This window comes from Chloroflexota bacterium (assembly GCA_016235055.1).
GTDB lineage: Bacteria > Chloroflexota > Anaerolineae > JACRMK01 > JACRMK01 > JACRMK01.
Genome location: JACRMK010000037.1, coordinates 22,216 through 41,233, shown reverse-complemented (window position 1 = coordinate 41,233; position 19,018 = coordinate 22,216). Strand labels below are relative to the sequence as shown.

The window sequence follows — 19,018 nt, the reverse complement described above, 5'->3', positions numbered from 1 at the left end:
CGCACGCCCGGCTGCACGGCGTGAACCGTTGTATAATCCAGTCACCCTTTCCGGAGTGCATCGTTCCATCTATGGATCTCCTTTCGCGTCCCCACCGCCGCTACAACCCGCTGACGGGTGACTGGGTGCTCGTATCTCCGCAGCGCACGCAGCGCCCGTGGCTTGGGCAGGTGGAGACGCTGCCGCCAGTGAGCGCGCCGACGCATGACCCGGCCTGCTACCTGTGCCCCGGCAACGCGCGCGCGGGCGGGGTGCGCAACCCCGCTTACGAATCGACGTTCGTGTTCGACAATGACTTTGCGGCACTGCGCCCCGACAGCGAAGGCGGCCAGATCGACACCGGCGGGCTGTTGCGCGCGGAATCGGAACGCGGTCTCTGCCGCGTCGTCTGCTTCTCGCCGCGTCACGACCTGACGCTGCCGGACATGTCGCTGCCCGACGTGCAGCGCGTGGTGGATGTGTGGGCGACGCAGACCGAGGAGCTTGGCGCGCGCGACGATATCCGGCACGTGCAGGTCTTCGAAAACAAGGGCGCCATGATGGGCGCGAGCAACCCGCACCCGCACGGCCAGATCTGGGCGAGCGAGAGCGTGCCGACCGAGCCAGCCAGGGAGATGCACCACCTGGCGCGCTACCACGAATCGCGGGCGCGCTGCATGTTGTGCGACTACGTGGCGCTCGAACTGGCGCTGGGCGAGCGGCTGGTGCTGGAGAATGCGCACTGGGTCGCGCTCGTGCCGTTCTGGGCGGTCTGGCCGTTCGAAGTGCTGTTGCTGCCCCGGCGGCATGTCGTGTCGCTGCCCGGTCTGCACGATAGCGAGCGCGACGCGCTGGCCGACGCGATCCGGCGGCTGACTTCCACCTACGACGCGCTGTTTGGCGTCTCCTTCCCCTACTCCATGGGCTTTCACCAGGCGCCGTTCGACGGGCACGCGCACGCCGAGGCGCACCTGCACGCGCACTACTACCCGCCGCTGTTGCGCTCGGCCACGGTGCGGAAGTTCATGGTCGGCTTTGAAATGCTGGGCTCGCCGCAGCGCGATCTGACGGCGGAAAGCGCCGCCGAGCGCCTGCGCGCCATATCAAGCGGAGCGTGAGCCATGCTGCGTGACTGGGAGAACCCGGCATGCCTGCATATCAACCGCGAGCCGCCGCGCGCTTCGTTTGTGCCGTTTGCCGATGAATCCGGCGCACGGGACGGCGATCGCGCTGCGTCGCCGCGCTTCCGGTTGCTGAACGGCCGCTGGCGTTTCCACTACGGCCAGTCGCCGGATGACGTGCCGCCCGGTTTCGAGCGCGCCGACTTTGACGCGTCGGCGTGGGCCGAGATCGCGGTGCCTGGTTGCTGGCAGATGCAGGGCTATGGCAAGCCGGTCTACTCGAACATCAACTACGTCATCCCGATGGACCCGCCGTATGTGCCTGACGCGAACCCGGTCGGCGTCTACCGGCGCCAGTTCACCGTGCCCGATGAGTGGGATGGTCAACCGGTATTCATCGTCTTCGAGGCGGTGGCGTCGGCGTTCGAGCTGTGGGTGAACGGTCAGCGCGTTGGCTTCAGTAAAGGCAGCCACATGCCGGGCGAGTTCCGTCTGACGTCGGTTCTGCGCGCCGGTGTGAACACGCTGGCCGTGAAAGTATACCAGTGGTCGGACGGAACGTATTTGGAAGATCAGGATATGTGGCGCATGTCCGGCATCTTCCGTGACGTTTATCTGCTGGCGCGCCCGGCGCTGCGGATTCGCGACGTGCAGGTGCGCACCTATTTCGATCTTGGAATTCGCGATGGCACGCTGGCGCTGCGCGTGGAATTGGCGAATGAGGGCGCGCCGGCCGCGGCGCGCGTGCGCGCACGTCTGCTCGACCCGCAGGGTGCGTTAGCCGCCGAAATGGCGGTGGGCGAAATGGTGACCGTGACCGCGCTGGGCGTTGCGGCGCGCGGTGCGTCCATCATCATCAAATCGCCGCAGCACTGGTCGTCCGAGTTGCCGAATCTGTACATGCTGCTGCTGACCCTGCACGACGCCGACGGCAACGTGACCGAGGCCTTGCGGTTCGTGGTCGGCTTCCGGCAGGTGGAGATTCGCGACGGGCAGTTGCTGGTCAACGGCGTTCCGGTCAAACTGCAGGGCGTCAACCGCCACGATACGCATCCCGACACCGGGTACGCCGTGCCGCGCGAGGCGCTCGAACGCGATATTGTGCTTATGAAGCAGCACAACGTCAACACGGCGCGCTGCGCGCACTACCCGCCCGACCCGTACTGGCTCGACCTGTGCGACCGGTTCGGGCTGTACGTCATTGACGAGGCCGACCTGGAGACGCATGGCCTCGGCAATTACGGCCCGAATGTATTGAACGAAGGCTCCGAATGGCGCGCGGCGTTTCTCGACCGCGCCGAGCGCATGGTGTACCGTGATCAGAACCATCCATCGATCATCATCTGGTCGCTGGGCAACGAGGCCGGCTACGGGGCCAATCACCGCGCGATGGCGGAGTGGATCGTCGGGATCGATCCGACGCGCCCGATCCACATGGAGAGCGCGACCGGCTGGCCGGTCTATCAGGGCGCGGCCGATGCGCCGCACATCGACCTGGTCAGCGTGATGTACCCGAGCGTGGACAAGCTGATCGAATTGGCGCAGACGCCGCGCGAGAAGCGCCCGGTCTTCATGTGCGAGTATGCGCACGCGATGGGCAACGGGCCTGGCAATCTCAAGGAATACTGGGAAGCGATTCGCACGTACCCGCGCCTGATCGGCGGCTGCGTGTGGGAGTGGGCCGATCACGGCATCCGGCAGCAGACCGCCGACGGCAGGCCGTGGTTCGCGTATGGCGGCGACTTCGGCGACGAGCCGAATGACGGCACGTTCTGCATAGACGGCCTGAACTTCCCGGACCGCATCCCGCATACGGGATTGCTCGAATACAAGAAGGTACTCGAGCCAGTGCTTGTCGAGGCGCTCGATTTGGTCTCCGGGCGTGTGCGGATCACCAACCGTTATGCATTTCGTACGCTGTCGCACCTGCGCGCGAACTGGAACGTGATGCGCGATAGTGCGGTTGTGCAAGCGGGCGATCTCGCTGGGCTTGACGTGCCCGCCGGCGAGTGCCGCGAAGTTACCGTTCCGTACAAACTGACTGAAACGGACTACGGCGACTGCTGGCTGAACATCTCGTTCACGCTCGCCAGTGACGAACCATGGGCGTGGCGGGGCCATGAGGTGGCGTGGGCACAGTTCGCGCTGTCGGTGACGCGTAGGCAATCAACTATCCCCGCACACCACACGAACCTGACCATAAGTCACGACCGCGAGCGACGCACGTCGAATGTCGTCGGCGACGGTTTTGCGCTAAGCTTTGATTCGCATGGCATGCTGGCCGCGTGGGAGCAGCGCGGCCAGCCGTTGCTCACGCAAGGGCCACGGCTCAATCTCTGGCGCGCGCCGACGGACAACGACGTGCAGATTGCGGTCGCGTGGCGCAAACATGGCCTCGACCGGCTTCAGCATCGTACAGAGTCATTTGTCATTGATGAGACGGATGGCGCGGTACAAGTTGCGACCAGCGTCGTGCTGGCCGGGTATGCGCTGCCGCCGGCCGCGCGTTGTGTCTATCGTTATACGATTCGTGGCGATGGCGACGTGCGACTGGAAGTAGAATTCACGCCGCTGTCGGCGCTGCCGGCGCTGCCGCGTGTCGGCGTGCAGCTACGCCTGCCGAGCCGGTACGATCAGGTGGCGTGGTACGGCCTGGGGCCGCACGAGTCGTATCCCGACCGCCGCGAGAGCGTGCGGGTCGGTGTGTACCGGGGGACGGTGCAGGAGCAGTATGTGCCGTACATCAAGCCGCAGGAGAACGGTAACAAGTCCGACGTGCGCTGGGCGGCGATTACCGATGTGGGCGGCGTGGGCTTGCTCGTCGTGGGGCAGCCGCTGATCAATCTCAGCGCGCATCACTATACGCCCGAGGACTTCACGCGGGCCAAACACGCCCACGAACTGGTGCGGCGCGACGAGACGATTGTGCATGTGGATTACCTGCAGGCCGGGCTGGGCAGCGAGGCGTGCGGTCCGGCGCCGCTGGCATGCTACCAGATTGACCCGCGCCCGATGCAGTTCAGCCTGCGTCTGCGCGCGTTCGATGCGGCACGCGACGATCCGATGCAGCGGTAGGGGCACGTTAAACGTGCCCCGGCATCCCGAATTAATTTATCCGGGCCTGTAATTTCGGCCCGTTGACGGCCAGGCGACCTATGCCATTCGACCTTGATCTTTGGAAGCGCAAAATCGCCGACTCGCTCCGCAGCGCGTCCGTGCGCACGCAATTGGCGCTGCGCGGTACGCCGGTGACGGCGTATGGCCTGTTGTGCGGGCTGGCGCTCAGCCCGGTGGCCGAAGCGTTCCGCACCGGCGACCCCGCCCAGATGATCGGCGCGGCGACGACGCTGGGCGGCGTCGTCGGCGGCAATCTGCTCGCTAACATGGCCCAGCAGGCGCGCGATGCATCGGCCCTGGCGGCCGCCGCCGACGCGACGCGCGACCCCGAAATCCTTACCGCGCTCGACGCCATGCTGGACAAACTCGAGGTGATTGCCGAAACCGCCAAGTTGCTCGCGCCGGATGAGCGGACACGCTTCGTCGAAGCTCTGCGAACCGACGCACAGCAAACCGGCGTCGCCGTGCACATCGAGGCGACCGCTCGCGCCGTGGTGGCGCTGCAGAACAGCGGCATCATCAGCACCGGCGACAACGCGCGCATCAATCAGGGTGGCGTGTTCATCGAGCATCTGCACGTCACCTATGGCGAAGTGCGCGCCAGCAAGATCAGCCAGTATCTGGTCCAACTGCGCAACCAGTGCAACCGCCTGCGCCTCGGTCCGCTCGGCGGGCGCGAGGGCGCCGATGATGATAAGCACCCACTGACGCTCGACCGCGTCTACATCGACCTCGACACGACGACGGCGAAGGAGCGCGAGAAACGCGCACGCGAGGCCGACGTGCAGGCGCTCATGGAGCGCGAGGCGCGGCTTTCCGCGCTCGAAGTCGCCGCGCGCGAAGAGCGGCTCGTCCTGCGCGGCGCGCCGGGCGCGGGCAAGAGCGCGTTCGTCAATCAACTGACCGCGACGCTGGCCGGCGTGCGTCTGCGCGAATGCCCCCTGCCGGCCGCGTTGTCGTCGGCGCCGCTGCCTGTGTTGACCACGCTGCGCCGGCTGGCGCCGACGCTGGAGGCGCTCGACCTGCGCGGCCTGTCCGCCGAAACGCGTGAGCGCCGACTGGTCGATGCACTGTGGGATCACTGGCGCGCCGAATTGAGCGCGTTGCGCGCGCCCGGTTTCGCCGATGAGTTGAACGATCTGCTGGTCGCCGGCGACGTCTGGTTGATATTCGACGGCTGGGACGAGGTGGCGGGCGAACTGCGTCCGCTGGTGCGGGAAACCGTGGCGGCCGTGCGCGGGGCGTACGCCAACGTGCGGCGCATGCTCATTACCTGCCGCATCCGTTCCTACGACGAAGCGCATTTCCCCGGCTTCAGCCCGCACACGCTGGCCCCATTCACCCCGGCCCAGATCAGGCGCTTCGCGCAACTCTGGTATGCCTGCCAGGCGCGCGAGCCGATTCTGCGCTTTAGCGATCCCGAGGCGGAGGCCAGGGGCCGCGATCTGGCCGACGCCGCGCTCGACCACGATCTGCGCGAGTTGGCCGAGAATCCGATGCTCTTGACCATCATGGCGATTGTACATCAGGACCAGACGACGCTCCCCAAGCAGCGCGTGCGCCTTTTTGCCAAAGCGATCGAGGTGCTGTTGAAGCGCTGGCAGGAAACCAAACAGCGGAAGGCTTCCGATGCCCTTAAAAAGCTCTTGCAGGAGGATGACCGGCTGCTGAAAGGTTTGCGAGCGGTGGCCTACGTTGCGCACGAGCAACAGGCGCGCGACCGCACTGCGCGGCGCGACCGTGAGGCCGACCGGGCGCCCGCCGATCTGCCGGGTCGCGCGATTGTGCGCATCCTGCGCGAAACGTCCACGATCGTCGACGACACGCTGGCGGGCGAATTCCTCGACTATGTCGATCAGTTCGCGGGACTGCTCGTTGGCCACGGTGACAGCACGGACCGGCTTGAGCAAACCTACAGTTTCCCGCACCGCCAGTTTCAGGAATATCTGGCCGGCTGCCAGATGGTGTTTCCCGACGCGCGCGATGCGGGACGCATTCACACCTACCGGTCCAAGGCGCAGGCCGATGACGACTTCTGGGCCGAAGCGGCGCGCATGGGCCTCGAAGCTTTTCGGTTCAGCAACGATACCGAGAAGTGGGTGCTGCGTGACCTGGCATATCATCTCTGTCCCCCGGACGCGCCGGCCAACAATGCGGCGCGACGCGAGACGCTCTGGGCGAGCCACGTCGTCTCGCTGGTGGAGCCGGACGATTGGGCGAAGGACACCGTTTCGGCGGCCGACGAACGTGTGCAGGGCGGCCAACCCTTTCTGGCGCGCCTGCCGCAGCGCCTGTTGGAGTCGCTGACCGCGTCGTCGTTCCCGGCGCAGGAGCGCGCCGAAGCCGGGCGCGCACTGGCGCGCCTCGGCGACCTGCGCCGCGAGGTCTTGACTGTCGAGGCGATGCCGTTCTGCCTGGTGCCGAGCGGCCCATTCGAGCGCGGTACCAACAAAGGCGAAGACGAACTGTCCTATGGCGACGAGTACCCGCGCCGCAGCGTGGACATTCCGCACGACTACTGGATTGGCCGCTTCCCGGTCACCAATGCGCAGTACGCGCAATTCTGTACGGCGGGCGGCTACGCGAACCGGGCGTACTGGTTCGAGGCCGAGGCTGCCGGCCTCTGGCGTGACGGCCGCGCCGGCAAAGGTTGGTATGTGCTGGACGACCAAGGCAAAGTGAAGCGCGATCAGCTTGAGTGGTTTGACGGCCCGCGCGGCTACGGCACGCCGTACGATCTGCCGAACCACCCGGTGGTTGGCATCGGCTGGTACGAGGCGCTGGCGTTTACGCGCTGGCTGACCGACGCGTTGGCGTTGCGATCGCGCGGATTGGAGGCCGCACTGCCAAGCGAAGAGGAATGGGAAAAAGCGGCGCGTGGCGGACATCGGATTCCGAGCGCAGGAGCGCATCGGCTTGTCGAGCCGACCGCATTGGGCGACTTCACGCGCCCGGCCATGGCCGCCAACCCGCAGCGCGCGCGCGTCTATCCGTGGGGCAACGCGCCGGATGCCAACCGGGCGAACTATAGCGACACCGCCATTGGCACGACCAGCGCGGTCGGCTGCTTTCCGACCGGCGCGAGCCCCTATGGTTGTGAAGAACTGTCTGGCAATGTGTGGGAGTGGTGCTTGACAAAATGGCAGGCTGACTATAATAACTATCGTTCAGATGCGTTGAATGAGATTGGCGGCCTGGAGACGCGTGTGATTCGCGGCGGGTCGTTCGGCGACAATCAGAGGCTCGTCCGCTGCGCGTACCGCTACAACCCCCTGCCCGACCTCAACAACGACGTCCTCGGCTTGCGGGTGGTGGTGCGCGCCCATTCTTCTCGCCTCTGAAAGCTGTTGCGCTGGGATCGCGTCCATACGATGCCCTGCATTTGGTCGAGTTGCGTAGCGCCCATACCGGCGAGACACAACGTCATGCCGGCGCAAGCCGGCAACCAGGCAGTCTCCCCGATGGCCTGAAATGTTGTATGGTGCGCGAATGCGGCGGGCGCATCACGATGCGCCCCTACTGCGCGTGACGTGATGCTCATGCGCATGGCACACGATGCGACGCATTGTACCCACCCACCAGCTATCACCAAAAAGGAACAGAACTGATGACCACCATTCGTATCCAGGTCGCTGATTTGACATTCAAGGCGCGCATGGAAGAAGCCGCCGCGCCGCAGACGTGCGCCGCGTTCAAGGCCATTCTGCCGTTCAAGAGCAAGCTGATTCAGGCGCGCTGGAGCGGAGAATCGGCGTGGATTCCGCTCGGCGATTTCAAGCTCGGGGTCGGGTTCGAGAACGCGACGAGCTATCCCGCGCCGGGCGAGATTTTGTTCTACCCGGGCGGGTACAGCGAGACGGAGATCCTATTCCCGTACGGCGCGACACAGTTCGCCAGCAAGCTCGGCCAACTGGCGGGCAACCACTTTCTGACGATCGTCGCAGGGCAGGATCGTCTCAAGGAGGCCGGGCGCCGGGTGCTATGGGAAGGGGCGCAGGATATCGTATTTGAGTTGGAAGACAGCTAAAGCAAATCACAAATCCCAAGCCCCAAATCCCAAACTTCGACTCCCATATCCTGCTCCATTGTCATAGGGACGTAGCGCATATGCGGTTGGGATTTGGGATTTGAGATTTCTTCCGGAGGAAGCGTGCCAATTAATCTAGATCGCCTGATGGCGCACGTCATGCGCCTCGCCGAAGTCGGCGCGACGGCCGACGGCGGCGTCACGCGTTTGGCGTTTACGCCCGAACTGCGCGCCGCCGAAACGCTGGTGCGCGGCTGGATGGAGGAGGCGGGGCTTACCACGCGCCTGGACGCGGCGGCCAACATCATCGGGCGGCGCGAAAGCCTGGCGATGGGAATGCCGTGCGTCATGCTCGGCTCGCACATCGACACGGTCGTCAACGGCGGCCGCTACGACGGCGCGCTCGGCGTGCTGGCCGGCATCGAGGTCGCGCACGCCCTGCGCGAGGACGGCGTCGAACTGCTGCCAGCCCTGGAGGTCGTCTCGTTCACCGACGAGGACGGCGCGCGGTTCAAAGGTGGCTTCTTTGGCAGTTGGAACATGACCGGCACGCTCGACCCGGAGTTTCTGGACCGCGGTGATGACGATGGGGTGACGGTCCCCGACGCGCTGCGCGCCTATGGGCTTGATCCAGCGCGTCTGCCGGGCGCGGCACGCCAGCCTGGCGAGATTGGCGCATACCTCGAACTGCACATCGAGCAGGGAGCGGTGCTCGAAGGGCGCGGTGTGGCGTTGGGGGCGGTGACCGGCATCGCCGGGACGCTTGGCCTGCGCGTGCAGATCAGCGGCCGCGCCGACCACGCCGGGGCGACACCGATGGGCGAGGCGCGGCGTGACGCGCTGGCGGGCGCGGCGCAGATGATCCTCGCCGCCGAGCGGATCGCGCGCGCCTGCTCGCCGACCGCCGTCGCCACTGTTGGACATATCGCCGTGTCGCCCAACGTGAGCAACGTGATCGCGGGCGAGGTGACGATGCACTTCGACGTGCGCGACATCCAGATCGAAACGCGGGACCTGACCGAGACGTCGCTCCGCCACGAAATTGAACGCATCGCCTCGTTGCGCGGGCTGATGGTCAGCATCAGCGACCGGCTGCGCGCCGCACCGGTGCCGATCGCGCCGGACATGATCGAATTGGTATCCACGGCATGTGAGATGGCGGGCGCGCCGGCTGTGCGCCTGCCGAGCGGGGCAGGGCACGACGCGCAGATCATGGCGCGCATCACCGAACCGGCCATGCTGTTTGTGCGCTGCCGCGGCGGCGTCAGCCACTCGCCGGCCGAGTACGTCGAGCCGTCCGATATCGGCTTGGCGGCGCAGGCGCTCTATCATGCGACACGGCTGGCCGCGGAACGCGTGGCGCGCACGGGGTTCACCGCATGAAGCTGCAACTGTCCGCACGGCAACCGTTCAACTTCCACTCGGTTGTCCATTCACACGGATGGTACCAGTTGGCGCCATGGCGCTTCGACCCGGAGGCGCAGACGCTGCACGTGGTTGATCGGCTTTCCGACGCGCGGGTGGTGGCGCTACAAGTGCGCGCGTTGGGCGATGGCGTTGAGGTCGAGTCGGCCGGGCGGATGGCGCAGGCTGCCCAGCGTGAGATCGCCGCGCGCGCGACTTGGATGCTGATGCTCGACGCCGACTTCAGCGAGTTCTACGCGCTGACCGATCGCGAGCCGAAACTGGCGCACTGCCGCGTCAAGGCACAGGGGCGCTACTTGCGCTCGCCGTCGATCTGGGAGGATATCGTCAAGGTGATGATGACGACCAACATCCAGTGGGGCGGGACGAAACGGCTAGTGACGGCGCTGGTTGATCGGTATGGCGCGCCGCTGGCGTCCGACCCGGCGCGCAAGGCGTTTCCGCTTCCTGCGACGATCGCGCGCTCGCGCGAGACCACGCTGCGCAAGCTCGGCATCGGCTACCGCGCGCCGTATCTGCTACAACTCGCGCGCGGTGTGACTGCGGGTGCAATCGATCTCGACTCGCTGGCCGACCGCGCTCGGCCGACCGAGCAGGTGCGCAAATCACTGCTGGTGTTGCCCGGCATCGGTCCGTATGCGGCGGCGATGATGCTCGGCATCCTCGGACGGTACGATTACATCGGCGTGGACACCGAAGCGGTGAGCAACGTATCCAAAGGTTTCTATGCTGGCAAGCCGGTCGGCCCCAAAGAGGTCGAAGCGGTCTTTGGCCGGTGGGGCGCATATAAGATGCTGGCCTACTGGTTCTGGGACTGGGGCGGCCAGCAGCAGACGCCGATGGAGGCGTACGAGCAGCAGTGACAACAACCCCGAAGGGTCATTGCGACCCTTCGGGTCTTGGTGTTATACCTTTTCCAGAATCTTGCGCATCGCTTCGCCGTTACCGCGCATCCAACTGTACAATACCGTCAGGTCCCAGCCGATGCAGAAGTGCCGGACGCCCATATCGAGGTAGGCTTGCGCCTGGTCGGGCGTGTTGATCTCCGCGCGTGGCGGGATGCCGAGGCGCAGGCAGGCCTCGATGACTCGTTTCTCCGCGGCCTTGATCTCCGGGTCATTGCGCAGAAATCCGCCGATGCGCCCGCTCGACATGCTGTAGTCGGCCGGGCCCCACTGCACCATGTCCACGCCGCCGACCGAAAGGATTTCTTCGAGGTGATCCACGGCGCTCTTCTTTTCGATCATGAAGACCACGACCACATCGCGCAGCGCCTGGACGTACTCCTCAGTGCCGCCGTACGACATCATCGCATTGCGGCGCATGGCGACGCCGTAGGTACCGTCGTCGGTGGGCGTCTCCGGGCGCGCGGAGCGCACCGCGGCGCGCGCATCCTCCACCGAACGGATGTCGGCGAACAGGACCGACTGGAAACCGGAGCCGATTGCGCGCTGGGTGATGAACCCGCGCGGCTCCTGGTCCACCTTGATCATGGCGCCGAGGTTGTAAAGCTCGGCGGCGCGGCAGAAGTCGTCGAGAGTGTAGAGGTTGAACGGCGCGTACTCGGCGCAAAACTCGACGTAGTCGAACATGTCCGAATGGCCGACGACCTCGACCGTGGTGGGCCACGTGCTGAACAGATGCGTGCCGAGCGTCGGCTTGCCGGCTTTGAGCAGTTCACGAAGCTTGTTGGGGCGCATAGGGTTCTCCTGTCGGGATTGGTCTGCACCCTGATTCTACTCTGCGTGCGCGAGCGCTGTCAATGCCGAAATGGCACAGATCCTGGCATGACGGCCATGCGCCTGCGGATCCCGCCAAAATGGAGTACAATGGCTCTGTACGGAGGTCACAGATCGTGACGGAGCACCAACCTGGTTGGCCGGCAACCGCAGTGGGAGCGTTCTCACGGCATGCTCAACTGGCGGAAGGTGTCTGCCTGCTAACGGCGATCGTCGTACCCGTCTTGATCAATCCGTGGGGTGGCAGCGCGTTCGAACTCCCCAAGGCCGCGTTTGTACGCGCCGCCGCGCTTGTGCTCATCGTGCTCGGCCTGCCCGCCCTGGTGTCTGGTCTGACACGCTTTCCCAAACTGCCGCCGCTCGCTGCACCCGCGCTGGCATTGGGCGCTGCGGCGCTGTTTTCAACGTTCTCCTCGGTTGATACGCGTGTCAGCCTGCTGGGCCTTTACGAGCGCCAGCAGGGGCTGATCACGCTGTTGGCCTACCTCATGGTGTTTCTCGCGGCAGCGGCATCGATGCGCACGCCCGACGCGGTTGATCGTCTGCGAGCGGCACTGGTCGGCGGCTCCGTGCTTGTCGTAGCCTATGGGTTGATTCAGGCCGCACATCTGGACCCGCTTCCCTGGCAGACCGACTCGCGCTCAGCGCTTCTGGCAACGATTGGCCGCTCGAATCTGCTCGGCTCCTACCTCGTTCTGGTCATGCCGCTGACACTTTGGCACGCGGCATCGTTGCAGCGGGCGGTTGGCTGGCGACGCTGGTGGCCGCGCCCTCTACTGGCTGGTCAACTCCTGGTGCTGCTGCTCACCGATGCCCGCGCCGCATGGCTCGGGCTGGCCGTCGCCGCGCTCGTTGGCATATTGGCATGGCTGGCGCCTCGGCGTGCGCCGCTGGCGGTGCCGGCTGTCGTGCTCATGGCTGCGTTCGGCACGCCGCTTGCCGGTCTGGCGATGCACGGTAGTTGGCCTGCCGTGGTGCGCGCCGATGGCGGCTCGACCGCGGCACGCTTGACGATCTGGGATGCCGCGATGCCCCTGGTGGCGGCGCGGCCGGCCAGCGGCTACGGGCCGGAAACGTTTCGTTCGGTGTTCGCCCGGGTCTACCCGCCCCAGTTGGTGTATTACCAGGGACGGCAGGCCGCCGTCGATCGCGCGCACAATCTCTGGCTCGATGCGGCCCTGTCTTCCGGCGTCGTCGGCCTGTTTGCGTTCGCATGGGTGCTAATCGCATTCACGATCCTGCTTCACCGTTACTGGAACGCGAACCCGCTGGCATGGACGGCGCTGGCGGCGGCTGTGGCAGCACACATAGCCGACATGCAGTTCACCTTCGATCTGACGGCATCGTCCGTGACATTCTGGCTGGTGCTGGCGCTTGCATCCGGCCTGGCACGCGTCGATGAGGCTGCGCCAGCCTTGCCCGTGGCGACCAATAAGCGACTGACGTTGTGGATGGGACTGTCGGCCGCACTGGGGCTTTGGCTGATCTGGAGCGTCTGTGTTCGTCCCGTACTGGCCGATGCCGCTTACTGGCAGTCGCATCAGCGCGGCGCGCCCATCGACGCGCGGCTGGCGTTTGCAGCGAACGCGGTGTCGCTGTGGCCGCTTGAACCGGAATATCGCATGGGCCACGCGGCCGCGCTGCTCGAAGCCGGCCGGGTGGCCGAGGCCGACGCCGAACTGGACGCAGCCGGGCAACAAAATCCCGGCGATGTGCGTAATATCATCCAACGGGGCTCGCTGGTTGCCATCTGGTCGAACGGCAGCCCGGAGCGCGATGGCATGGCGGCGGCCATCTTGAGCCGCGCGGCAATGCTGGCGCCGACCATCGCGGGCGTGCATACACAGATAGGCATTGTTCTCGCGCGCCAGGGCCAACTACCGATCGCGATGCAGGCATTTGCGCGGGCGGTCGATTTGGATGCGACCGACTACGTCGCATACTGTTACCTGGGCGCACTGTACCGCCACGCGGGTGATGAACCGCGCGCGCAGCAGGCGTATCAATTGGCGGCTCGTTGGGGAGGGTCATATCTTTCGCAACTGCCGTGCGCACAGCGTTGAATGCGCGCCGGCAGCCGCAGCTTATTGCTGGATTCGCACGAGGAGACGAAGATGACCAAGCACGGAATTCGCAGCAGCCTGCCATCCATTGTCGCCACCGCACTCTTGCTGGTCCTGGTGTGGGCGGTCAACACGGCGCTCGCCCAGGGGCCTGTGGGCGATAAGCAACCGGCCGGAGGGGGCGGCCCGCCAACCCCGGTGCCGGGCCGGATCAACTACCAGGGCGTGCTCAAGGAGAATGGCGCGCCCGTTACGGGCAATCGCAACCTCACATTCGATTTCTTCACGAATAACACCTGCTCTGGAGTCTCCATCTACAATCAGGTTATCTCGTCAGTGTCTGTGAACAACGGCCTGTTCAGCGTGGCCATTGACCTGCCATCGACATCGGCCTACGGCCAGGCGCTCTATGTGCGCCTGACGGTTGGCGCATTTGTCATTAACTGCGACGAGGTGCGCCCGGTGCCGTACGCGTACAGCCTCAAACCCGGCGCGCAGATCTATGGCGACCCCTTGAGCTTTGACGGGTCGGCCCTGAGTGTGATCGTGGCCGGTTACTACCCGAGCGGTAGCGCAATCTACGCCGTGGCGTCGACCGGTTCGGGCGTGATGGGCAATGTGCCCGATGGCACGGGTGTCTACGGCACGACGGCCTATGGCATGGGCGTGTACGGCTCGTCAACCGGCATCACCAATGCGCGCGGCTATGGTGGCTACTTCTACAGCGCAAGCGGCGTTGGCGTCTTCGGCCAGTCTAACGCCGGATCGTATTACACGAACATGTACGCGCCGGGGGTGTACGGCAAGAGCGCCAATGGAGCCGGCGTGTATGGCAAGAGCACTGGAGCGACGTGGCCGGCTTATGGCGGTGTGTTCGAGGGGCGAGCCGGTGTAACGGGGCGCGGCAGCGGCAGTTCCTCGTATGACGGTTATGGGGGCATCTTTGTCGGTGAAAACTATCGCGGCTTGTATGCCCAGAGTTTCGCCGGATATTATGATGCCTATTTCCCCGGTACGGGTGGAATCTATTCGGCAGGCGGTATCTTTAGTATGGCGGGCGCCAGCACGATTGCGGTGAATGGCGGGGCGGAGTCGCTGGCGCCGGGCGATGTGGTCGCGATCGCGGGCGTGTCGACTGTGCCTGGCACAAACCAGATGGTGCTCTCGGTACGTAAGGTGGACACGACGACGGCCTCGGCGGTTGTTGGCGTCGTCGGGCAGACGCTGCGTGGCGAGCAGAAAGAAGTCGTAGCTGGTGCGCCGTCGTTTGACTTGCAGTTGACGAACAGCCCAGCGGCCAACGGCGGTTACGTCAGTGTGGTGACGAGTGGTCTGGCGATGGTCAATGTGGGAGCGGCGACCAGTGCTCCGGCCATCGGCGACTGGCTGGCGGTCTCATCCGGTGGCACGGTCGCGCGCGCTGCTGAAGTGTCGGGCATGACGCCGGCGCTGATCGGCAAGGCCGCCGGGCCGGTAGATCCGAAGACAGGATTGATGCCGGTCTTTGTTATCCTGCACTAAGGAGGTAGGCATGCGACGACTCACAATACTTTTTTGCGTGGGCATCCTGCTCGGCGTGCTCGTAACAGGCATCGCGCAGGCTGGCGGCGGCGGGCCCAGCGTCGACTGGTACGTCAATGACTCCGGCGGCCAGCACAGTGTGGCGGGCGCCACCACGGTCGACGTGTCCATCGGGCAGCCGGTCGTAGGCACAACGCAGACACCCGCGCGTACGGTATGCATCGGATTCTGGTGCGGCGTCATACCGGGCTGGATGCAGGCGCTGCCCATCATCAGACGATAGGCGTCGTCTCGCAGGAGAGCTGTGGCACGAGGCACAGCCCTCCACGCCATCGCACCATCATTAAGAACCAACGCTATGCATATAGTGAAACCGATTCTCCGAGACTTCCCGGACACGATCGAAACGGAACGTCTGATCATCCGCCCACCGCAGGTGGGCGACGGCGCGGCGCTGTACGACGCCGTTATGGAGAGCCTCGACAATCTGCGGCCGTGGATGCCGTGGGCGATGGCTACGCCGACAATCGAGATCGAAGAAGAGGTCGTGCGCCGCGCGCGCGCGAACTGGATTACGCGCGAGGATCTGCTGCTGTTTGTATGGCGGCGAGATAGCGGTGCGTTCGTCGGCGGCACCGGGCTGCACCGAATCGACTGGAGCGTGCCGTGCTTCGAGACCGGCTACTGGGTGCGCCAGAGTCTGGAGGGGCAGGGCTACGTGACGGAGGCAGTGCGCGGCGTGACCCGCTTCGCGTTCGAGGTGCTGGCCGCCGAACGCATGGAGATTCGTTGCTCGACAGCCAACGTGCGCAGCGCGGCGGTCGCGCGCCGCGCCGGATATACACTGGAAGCCACCCTGCGCCATAATGGTCGGGAGACGAACGGCCAGTTGCGCGACACGTTCGTGTTCGGCATGCTGCGCGAGGAGTTCAAAGGCTGAGGCGGCGCGCGACCGCAACGTCAAGAGCAAGACCCCGCAACCATGTCGTGTTGCGGGGCCTTGGTTTTCTACTGTTTGGTCTTTGGCGTCTTGCTCACCGGCTTGCGCGCGGCGGGCTTTTTGGATTTCGGAGTCTCGCCGGCGACCGGCTTCTTGCGTGCTGCCGGTTTCGGCGCGGCGGGCGCGGGCTCGCCGCCCTGCAGGTGCGCCAGCACCTCGGCTGCATGCGCCTCCGGCTTCACCTTCTCCCAGACGTGTTCGACGCGCCCGTCGGGCGCGACAACCAGCGTGCTGCGCTGGACGCCCATGTACTGGCGGCCGTACATGCTCTTCTCGACCCATAGGCCGGCGCCCTCGATCAACTGCCGGTCGGGATCGGATAGCAGTGTGAAGTTCAACCCGTGCTTGCCCTTGAAACGCCCATGGGCGCGCGCGTCGTCGGGACTGATGCCGTAAACTGGCACGCCCAGCGCATCGAATGCGGGCAGGTTGTCGCGAAACGTGCACGCCTCGACGGTGCAGCCCGGCGTGTCGTCTTTTGGATAGAAGTAGAGCACGACGCGCTGGCCGCGCAGCGACTCGCGCGACACGACCCGACCGTCATCCGTCAGCAGGCTGAACGCCGGTATGCGATCTCCTATCTTGATCATACGTTGCTCCGTCCGTGCTACGCGCTGGCCAGCGGCTTCGCGAACACGCGCGCGACGCCATCACCGACGGCCACGACGAGTGACTCGGCACCGCTCTCGATGACGGTGCCGGGCGCGGCGATCCGGCTATCGCCGGCCAGCGGTTCAATCTTCAGCAGGCTGTGCGGCTGGCCGTTGATATTGGCTTTCGCCGACGGCTGCCCGGTCAAGTTCAGTGCCGTAACCTTGCGCTGAAGCACCGCACCAGACTCCGACCAGTTCATCCACTTGTCTTCCTCGGTGAATTGCGCTGCATAGGATGCCTTGCTGTCGTCCTGCGGCATGCCCGGCGCGCGCATCGCGGCCTTGGCGACGCCCTCCATCAAGCATTTCATCATCAGCCCGGGCCAGATGGAGAGGATCGCCTCCTGCGTCAGCGGCTGCGGCGCGGGCGCGGTGTGTTGGGCGAGAATCGCGCCGGTATCGAACTCGGCAGCGGTGTAGTGCAGGGTTGCGCCGATGGTCGGGAAACCGTCGTAGAACAGCCGCATCGGGTTCGGCCCGCGGTAGTGGGGGAGCGGCGTCGGGTGCATGTTGACCGCCGCGATTTTCGCCAGCGACAGGACTTCCGGCGGCAGCAGATACGGGAACGAGGCTGAGAGAATAATGTCGGGCTGCAATTCGCGGATGAGCGGCGTCGCCACGGTCCGCAGGCGGGTTGTGACGAGCACCTCGCGCTTATCGTTGCCGGCCAACGCGGCCACCTCGCGGAACGACGGCATCGGTCGTGATGCGGGCCCGGGAGTGGTAACGACGAGCACGAGTTTGGCGCCGGACATCTCGGCCCAGCGCGACACGATATTGTACATCGGGGGCAGCACGTTGAACGAGACAACCCGCAGACCGGCGACCGGCGATTGATTCATCAGTCCCTCCCGTGAATGGTTGAATGGCAGCCGGCCAGCGCCGGCCTTGTCGAAAGTCATGTTAGGGCGCGCCGCACGCGCAAGGTCTCCGGCACCAGCCAGCCGAGGATGACCGACCCAGCGGCGCCGACGCCGGCGATCACGAAGATGGCCGGCACCAGGCTCAGCGAGCCGGCCACCGCGCCGATGGCGAGCGGGCCGGCGCTCCCCCCCACGTCGCCGATCAGGTTCCAGATGCCGAGAAACTCCCCGACCGACTGGCGCGGGGCCAGATCGGCGCCAAGCGTCATCATGGTGCCGGAGCCGATTCCGTTACCAAAACCGATGATGATATTGACAATCATCAGCGTGACGAAATCGACGGTAAACGGAACGAGCGCGATGCCGAGCGCCAGGATGCCAATGCTGGGCACGTAAGCCCACTTGCGACCCCAGCGGTCCATGATGATGCCGGCCGGGATGAACATCAGCACGTCGAAGAGCGAGCCCATGCTGGCGATCAGACCGATCCGGTCGACGCTCAGGCCGAGGATGTCGGCAGCGTACAGCGTGACGATTACATCGCGGCCGGAGCGCACCATCTGAGCAAGCAACTGGCCGGTGCCCGCCGTCGCCCACACGCCGGCGTGCCCGGTGAGCAGGCCGCGCACGTGTCGCGCGTGCCCGCCGATGCCGCCGCGCGTGACCGCCGCCGACCGCGACGCGCTGACGAACAGCAGGGGGAAGATGCCGGTCAATGCGCACAGCACGGCGCACAGCACAAACGGCGCGCGCAGTCCGAACACGGCCGCGACCACGCCGCCAATCGCGGGACCGACGAACCGACCGGAGCGCATGATGCCGCCGTACACCGCGATGGCGCGGCCGCGGCGATCCACCGCCGCCGCCTCACTGATGTACGCGTGGCGCGAGACGTTCCACAGCGCGTCGCCAAGGCCGCCGAGCACCCCGAAGATGACCAGTTGCCAGAGCGATTGCGCCGCGGCGGTGGCGAACCCCATGGATGCGATCACGATCACCGCGAGAATCATCGCGCGGCGGCGACCGAGCCGGGCCATGACGACGCCGGACGGCACGTCGCCGGCCAGCATGCCGAGGCTCTGCGCCGCCAGCGCGATGCCGACGAGCTCGTAGTTGTTCTCGAAGGCGCGCGCGTAAAGCGGAAGCACTGGGACCAGCAATCCGCGCGCGAACGACAGCAGAAGTGAGGGTGCGTAGACCGGCAGAATGAGCGGGTCGGCGCGAAGAGAGGTTTTCATGGCGGTCGGGGCTGCCTGGCGGCACACCCCGAAGAGAGAGTTTAGCGCGAGAACAAGCGCGGCGCAAGTGCAAATCGCACGCTATGCATGCAAGAAGGCACAGAACCTCACTCCAGCACGAACAAGGCAATGAAGGGAACCGGCGGAGAAGACAACTGTGCCCCCGGGGCGACTCGAACGCCCGCACACGGCTCCGGAGGCCGCTGCTCTATCCACTGAGCTACGGGGGCAAGCACAAAGGAGTATAGCACATTCACTGGCGCGCCCGAAAT

At 65.5% G+C, this 19,018-nt stretch carries 14 protein-coding genes and 1 tRNA gene; 10 read left to right on the top strand and 5 right to left on the bottom strand.

Annotation, left to right across the window (positions count from 1 at the left end):
* Window positions 1-71: 71 nt before the first annotated feature.
* The 6 genes from HZB53_09185 to HZB53_09160 all read left to right on the top strand — a co-directional run bounded on the left by HZB53_09185 (window position 72) and on the right by HZB53_09160 (window position 10,532).
* Window positions 72-1,097: a UDP-glucose--hexose-1-phosphate uridylyltransferase gene (locus HZB53_09185; GenBank protein ID MBI5877811.1), complete on the top strand. Its 1,026-nt coding sequence runs from the start codon at window positions 72-74 to the stop codon at window positions 1,095-1,097.
* A 3-nt stretch (window positions 1,098-1,100) separates the two neighbouring features.
* Window positions 1,101-4,175 carry a DUF4981 domain-containing protein gene (locus HZB53_09180; GenBank protein ID MBI5877810.1) on the top strand — a complete coding sequence of 1,025 codons (3,075 nt, stop codon included), beginning with the start codon at window positions 1,101-1,103 and terminating at the stop codon, window positions 4,173-4,175.
* Window positions 4,176-4,255: 80 nt separating this feature from the next.
* Window positions 4,256-7,558 (top strand): SUMF1/EgtB/PvdO family nonheme iron enzyme, encoded by a 3,303-nt coding sequence (locus tag HZB53_09175; protein ID MBI5877809.1) that lies wholly within the window; start codon window positions 4,256-4,258, stop codon window positions 7,556-7,558.
* Window positions 7,559-7,824: 266 nt separating this feature from the next.
* Complete coding sequence (locus HZB53_09170; GenBank protein ID MBI5877808.1) at window positions 7,825-8,244, top strand: DUF3830 family protein; 420 nt, start codon at window positions 7,825-7,827, stop codon at window positions 8,242-8,244.
* Window positions 8,245-8,367: 123 nt separating this feature from the next.
* Window positions 8,368-9,627 carry a Zn-dependent hydrolase gene (locus HZB53_09165; protein MBI5877807.1) on the top strand — a complete coding sequence of 420 codons (1,260 nt, stop codon included), beginning with the start codon at window positions 8,368-8,370 and terminating at the stop codon, window positions 9,625-9,627.
* On the top strand, window positions 9,624-10,532 hold the full coding sequence (locus HZB53_09160; GenBank protein MBI5877806.1) for a hypothetical protein: 909 nt from the start codon (window positions 9,624-9,626) through the stop codon (window positions 10,530-10,532). The genes HZB53_09165 and HZB53_09160 overlap by 4 nt, the downstream gene beginning before the upstream one ends.
* Before the next feature lie 42 nt (window positions 10,533-10,574).
* Here the strand turns inward: HZB53_09160 and HZB53_09155 are convergent, their stop codons facing one another.
* Window positions 10,575-11,369 carry a 2,4-dihydroxyhept-2-ene-1,7-dioic acid aldolase gene (locus tag HZB53_09155; GenBank protein MBI5877805.1) on the bottom strand — a complete coding sequence of 265 codons (795 nt, stop codon included), beginning with the start codon at window positions 11,367-11,369 and terminating at the stop codon, window positions 10,575-10,577.
* Window positions 11,370-11,524: 155 nt separating this feature from the next.
* Between HZB53_09155 and HZB53_09150 the strand changes: the two genes are divergently transcribed.
* The 4 genes from HZB53_09150 to HZB53_09135 all read left to right on the top strand — a co-directional run bounded on the left by HZB53_09150 (window position 11,525) and on the right by HZB53_09135 (window position 15,932).
* Window positions 11,525-13,471 carry an O-antigen ligase family protein gene (locus HZB53_09150; GenBank protein MBI5877804.1) on the top strand — a complete coding sequence of 649 codons (1,947 nt, stop codon included), beginning with the start codon at window positions 11,525-11,527 and terminating at the stop codon, window positions 13,469-13,471.
* 51 nt (window positions 13,472-13,522) lie between these two features.
* On the top strand, window positions 13,523-14,992 hold the full coding sequence (locus HZB53_09145) for a hypothetical protein (protein ID MBI5877803.1): 1,470 nt from the start codon (window positions 13,523-13,525) through the stop codon (window positions 14,990-14,992).
* Window positions 14,993-15,002: 10 nt separating this feature from the next.
* Window positions 15,003-15,275, top strand: a complete 273-nt coding sequence (locus tag HZB53_09140) for a hypothetical protein (protein MBI5877802.1) — start codon at window positions 15,003-15,005, stop codon at window positions 15,273-15,275.
* 75 nt (window positions 15,276-15,350) lie between these two features.
* Window positions 15,351-15,932 (top strand): GNAT family N-acetyltransferase, encoded by a 582-nt coding sequence (locus HZB53_09135; GenBank protein ID MBI5877801.1) that lies wholly within the window; start codon window positions 15,351-15,353, stop codon window positions 15,930-15,932.
* Window positions 15,933-16,000: 68 nt separating this feature from the next.
* Here the strand turns inward: HZB53_09135 and bcp are convergent, their stop codons facing one another.
* The 4 genes from bcp to HZB53_09115 form a co-directional block, all read right to left on the bottom strand.
* Window positions 16,001-16,582, bottom strand: a complete 582-nt coding sequence (bcp, locus tag HZB53_09130; protein MBI5877800.1) for a thioredoxin-dependent thiol peroxidase — start codon at window positions 16,580-16,582, stop codon at window positions 16,001-16,003.
* Window positions 16,583-16,599: 17 nt separating this feature from the next.
* On the bottom strand, window positions 16,600-17,487 hold the full coding sequence (locus HZB53_09125) for a hypothetical protein (GenBank protein ID MBI5877799.1): 888 nt from the start codon (window positions 17,485-17,487) through the stop codon (window positions 16,600-16,602).
* 56 nt (window positions 17,488-17,543) lie between these two features.
* Window positions 17,544-18,746, bottom strand: coding sequence for an MFS transporter (locus HZB53_09120; protein MBI5877798.1), 1,203 nt, complete (start codon window positions 18,744-18,746; stop codon window positions 17,544-17,546).
* Window positions 18,747-18,904: 158 nt separating this feature from the next.
* A tRNA-Arg gene (locus tag HZB53_09115) sits at window positions 18,905-18,976 on the bottom strand.
* Between the last annotated feature and the right edge of the window lie 42 nt (window positions 18,977-19,018).

Excerpts from the sequence above, each read along its gene's own strand:
- HZB53_09185 (MBI5877811.1), top strand. The coding sequence starts at position 72 with ATGGATCTCCTTTCGCGTCCCCACCGCCGCTACAACCCGCTGACGGGT.
- HZB53_09180 (MBI5877810.1), top strand. The coding sequence starts at position 1,101 with ATGCTGCGTGACTGGGAGAACCCGGCATGCCTGCATATCAACCGCGAG.
- HZB53_09175 (MBI5877809.1), top strand. The coding sequence starts at position 4,256 with ATGCCATTCGACCTTGATCTTTGGAAGCGCAAAATCGCCGACTCGCTC.
- HZB53_09170 (MBI5877808.1), top strand. The coding sequence starts at position 7,825 with ATGACCACCATTCGTATCCAGGTCGCTGATTTGACATTCAAGGCGCGC.
- HZB53_09160 (MBI5877806.1), top strand. The coding sequence starts at position 9,624 with ATGAAGCTGCAACTGTCCGCACGGCAACCGTTCAACTTCCACTCGGTT.
- HZB53_09155 (MBI5877805.1), bottom strand. The coding sequence starts at position 11,369 with ATGCGCCCCAACAAGCTTCGTGAACTGCTCAAAGCCGGCAAGCCGACG.
- HZB53_09145 (MBI5877803.1), top strand. The coding sequence starts at position 13,523 with ATGACCAAGCACGGAATTCGCAGCAGCCTGCCATCCATTGTCGCCACC.
- HZB53_09140 (MBI5877802.1), top strand. The coding sequence starts at position 15,003 with ATGCGACGACTCACAATACTTTTTTGCGTGGGCATCCTGCTCGGCGTG.
- HZB53_09135 (MBI5877801.1), top strand. The coding sequence starts at position 15,351 with ATGCATATAGTGAAACCGATTCTCCGAGACTTCCCGGACACGATCGAA.
- bcp (MBI5877800.1), bottom strand. The coding sequence starts at position 16,582 with ATGATCAAGATAGGAGATCGCATACCGGCGTTCAGCCTGCTGACGGAT.
- HZB53_09125 (MBI5877799.1), bottom strand. The coding sequence starts at position 17,487 with ATGAATCAATCGCCGGTCGCCGGTCTGCGGGTTGTCTCGTTCAACGTG.
- HZB53_09120 (MBI5877798.1), bottom strand. The coding sequence starts at position 18,746 with ATGAAAACCTCTCTTCGCGCCGACCCGCTCATTCTGCCGGTCTACGCA.